This is a genomic window from Deltaproteobacteria bacterium, from assembly GCA_009930495.1.
Taxonomy (GTDB): domain Bacteria; phylum Desulfobacterota; class Desulfovibrionia; order Desulfovibrionales; family Desulfomicrobiaceae; genus Desulfomicrobium.
Map to the genome: position 1 here is coordinate 1 of RZYB01000248.1, position 3009 is coordinate 3009.

General features: G+C 60.1%; 4 protein-coding genes. 2 read left to right on the top strand and 2 right to left on the bottom strand.

Going from position 1 to position 3009, the window contains the following annotated elements:
* On the bottom strand, positions 1–141 hold a 141-nt coding region (locus EOL86_13260; GenBank protein NCD26543.1), incomplete at its 3' end, for an ATP-binding cassette domain-containing protein.
* Between the two features lie 371 nt (positions 142–512).
* Between EOL86_13260 and ald the strand changes: the two genes are divergently transcribed.
* Positions 513–1625, top strand: a complete 1113-nt coding sequence (gene ald / locus EOL86_13265; protein ID NCD26544.1) for an alanine dehydrogenase — start codon at positions 513–515, stop codon at positions 1623–1625.
* Between the two features lie 51 nt (positions 1626–1676).
* Here ald and EOL86_13270 read toward each other — a convergent pair whose 3' ends face one another.
* The gene (locus EOL86_13270) at positions 1677–2666 is read right to left on the bottom strand and encodes a uridine phosphorylase (protein ID NCD26545.1); all 990 of its coding nucleotides are present in this window, start codon (positions 2664–2666) and stop codon (positions 1677–1679) included.
* Positions 2667–2804: 138 nt separating this feature from the next.
* On the opposite strand from EOL86_13270, the gene EOL86_13275 reads away from it, so the two are divergent.
* Positions 2805–3009: DUF2157 domain-containing protein (locus EOL86_13275; protein ID NCD26546.1), on the top strand; the 205-nt coding region annotated here is incomplete at its 3' end.

Consider the following 3009-nt stretch of genomic DNA (forward strand, 5'->3'; position numbering starts at 1 on the left):
GGCGACCTTGAGCAGCGTGGATTTTCCGCTCCCGGACGGACCGGTCAGCACCAGATGGTCTCCCGGACGCACGATCAGATTGATCGCGTCCAAAATGACTCGTTCGCCCCGGCGTACGGTCACCTCTCGCAGTTCCAGCATGGCATCTCCAGCGGGTTTGTTTTTTGGGACTGGGCTAGCTTATGGCAAGAGCGCTTCGCTGAATCAAGGGACATGGGCATGTTATTTAATATGGAATATATTTACTATCCTGGAATAAAAAAATTCCATATCCAAAAATATTATTATCTATTTGATTTTGATATTTTTACATAAAATAATGGTATAGAAAATTGCCATTATGCGACATTGATGATGTCGTATCGGAATGGGCGGCAACGCTCTCGAACGTGCGATGAAACGTCTGGCATGGTTTGGCGGGTTGATTTGTCCCAGTTGTACTGACCGTGCGGACTGGTAAGGTTCTTGCCTAGAGCCTGTCATCATACCACTTCAACTCCAGGAGTCTGAACATGATTGTCGGCGTTCTGAAGGAAATCAAGGCGCAGGAAAACCGGGTCTGCATGACACCGGCGGGCGTGGAAGTCATGCGCCAAAATGGGCACATCGTATTGGTGGAGGCGGGCGCCGGTTTGGGCAGCGGCTTTGCGGATGCGCAGTACACGGCTGCGGGTGCGGCCATTGTCGGCAGTCCGGCCGAAATTTACGCTCAGGCCGAAATGGTCATGCATGTCAAGGAGCCGTTGCCTCGGGAATACCCATTGATTCGTCCGGATCAGATCGTGTTCACGTATTTTCATTTTGCGGCCGACGAGGAACTGACCCGCGCCTTCATGAAAACCGGAGCCGTGGCCATTGCCTACGAAACCGTGGAAGGACCGCGCGGCGGTCTGCCGCTTTTGATGCCCATGAGCGAGGTGGCCGGACGCATGGCCGCCCAGGAAGCGGCCAAATACAACGAGCGGGCCCATGGCGGACGCGGCATTTTGCTGGGTGGCGTGACCGGCGTGGCTCCGGCCGAGGTGCTTGTCCTTGGCGGCGGTATTGTCGGCACCAACGCCGCCCTGATGGCCGCCGGCCTTGGGGCGCGGGTGCACATTCTGGACATGAACCTTGACCGCCTGCGTTATCTTTCCGAAATCATGCCCAAAAATGTCACGCCGCTGATGAGCTCCCCGGCAAAAATTCGCGAGCTGTCCAAGGAAGCGGACGCCATTATCGGCGCGGTGCTGGTGGTCGGCGCCAAGGCACCCAAGCTCATCAGGCGCGAGATGTTCAGGGATATGAAGCCCGGCTGTGTGCTGGTGGACGTGGCCATCGACCAGGGCGGCTGTTTCGAGACCTCCAAGCCCACGACCCATTCCGACCCCATTTATGAAGTGGACGGCATCATCCATTATTGCGTGGCCAACATGCCCGGCGCGGTGCCCATCACCTCGACCATGGCCCTGACCAACGCCACCCTGCCCTATGCCCTGCAGATCGCGAACAAGGGGTGGAAACAGGCCTGTCGGGACAATCAGGGCCTCAAAATGGGCCTGAACATGGTCGGCGACAAGATCACGTTCAAGGGCGTGGCCGAAGCCTTCGGGCTGCCGCATACTCCGGCCGATTCCTGTCTGTAGAGCGTGGCGCTCCACGCCGCATGCGGGCCGCTCCTTTGGGGCGGCTTTTTTTTATTGCCGGGCCAAGGCCAGGGCCAGCAAGGCCACCCGCGTGGCATCCTCGATGGCCGTTTGGTAGTGGTGGTCGAAGGTGTTCAGGCGGCGATTGGCGATGGCCGGGCAGATGGCGCCGGCCCAATGCCCCAATCCGCCCAGGAAATGGAGCAGGAAGCTGGACTCCATCTCCATGTTTTCAACGTGTTGTCCGCCCATATGGGGGTCGAAATCGGCGAAGAGTTGGTCCAGATCCGGGACACTGGGTCCAAGCCGTCCCACGTCGCGGCCCTGGGGAGCGAAGAAGCCGCTGTTCGAAACCGTCAGACCGGGCTTGACCGTAACGCCCAGATGGTCGGCGGCCGCGAGCAGAGCCTGGACCAGGGCTGGCTCGGCCCTGGACACATACGGCTGGATTTTACCAAAAAATCTGGACTCCGGGCGCATGGCCGCGCGCACGAGCGCTTCCAGCTCCTGTTCGAGACGACGACAAGCGGCGTCGGGCCAGGGCGCTTCATAGAAGAGGCCCGTGTTGTCCATGCCTATGGCGTGTGTGGTGACGATGGGTGTGCCCAGTGATGTCGAGCCCTGGAGCGCCCCGGAGGTGCCGACACGGATGACGTGCAGTCGGGGATAATGGGCCTTGGGCCGGCGGGTGGCGAAGTCGATCTCGTGCAGGGCGACCAGCTCGTTGAGCACGATTTCCAAGGACGGCGTGCCCATGCCCGATGTCGCCACCGTGGTCCTGCGCGGCCCAATGATCGTGGCCCGGCCGCCCGTGATCTCCGAGATTCCGGTGACCGTGACCAGCCCGCGATGCTCGCGCTCCACTTCCCGCTCGTGCAGAAAGGCGGTGCCGATGGCCTCGGCCCGACCAGGATCGCCGACCAGCACAATGTCCGGAGCGAGCTGGTCCGGTCTGATCTGGAGATGATAGATGCGTCCGTCGGCGTCGATGGGCAGGTCCGCCTCGGTCAGGGGTGCGGGAAGATCGCGCGGATCGGGCATGAGACCTCCTTGTGGATTGGGTTGGATTTTTGACGAACCGTGTCGGTGCGTGAGGCATGAGATGGAAATGCGTGTACAGGTTCATGAAAAGATTATAGGAGCGAGTGCACTTTTTCGAGTTACCCCAAGGAGGAGCCCATGGGCAGGATAGACAAGAAAACGCGGCGCAAACTTGACGGTTGGGTCGCCGCCGGCCTGATCTCGCCCGACCAGGTCGAGGCCATCGAAATTCACGAGAGGCGGGCGGACGCGGATGCGTCCTGGGGCATGCTGATTTTCGCCGGGTTCGGAGCCGTGGTCCTCGGCTTGGGCGTGATCCTGTTGTTCGCCTACAACTGGGAGA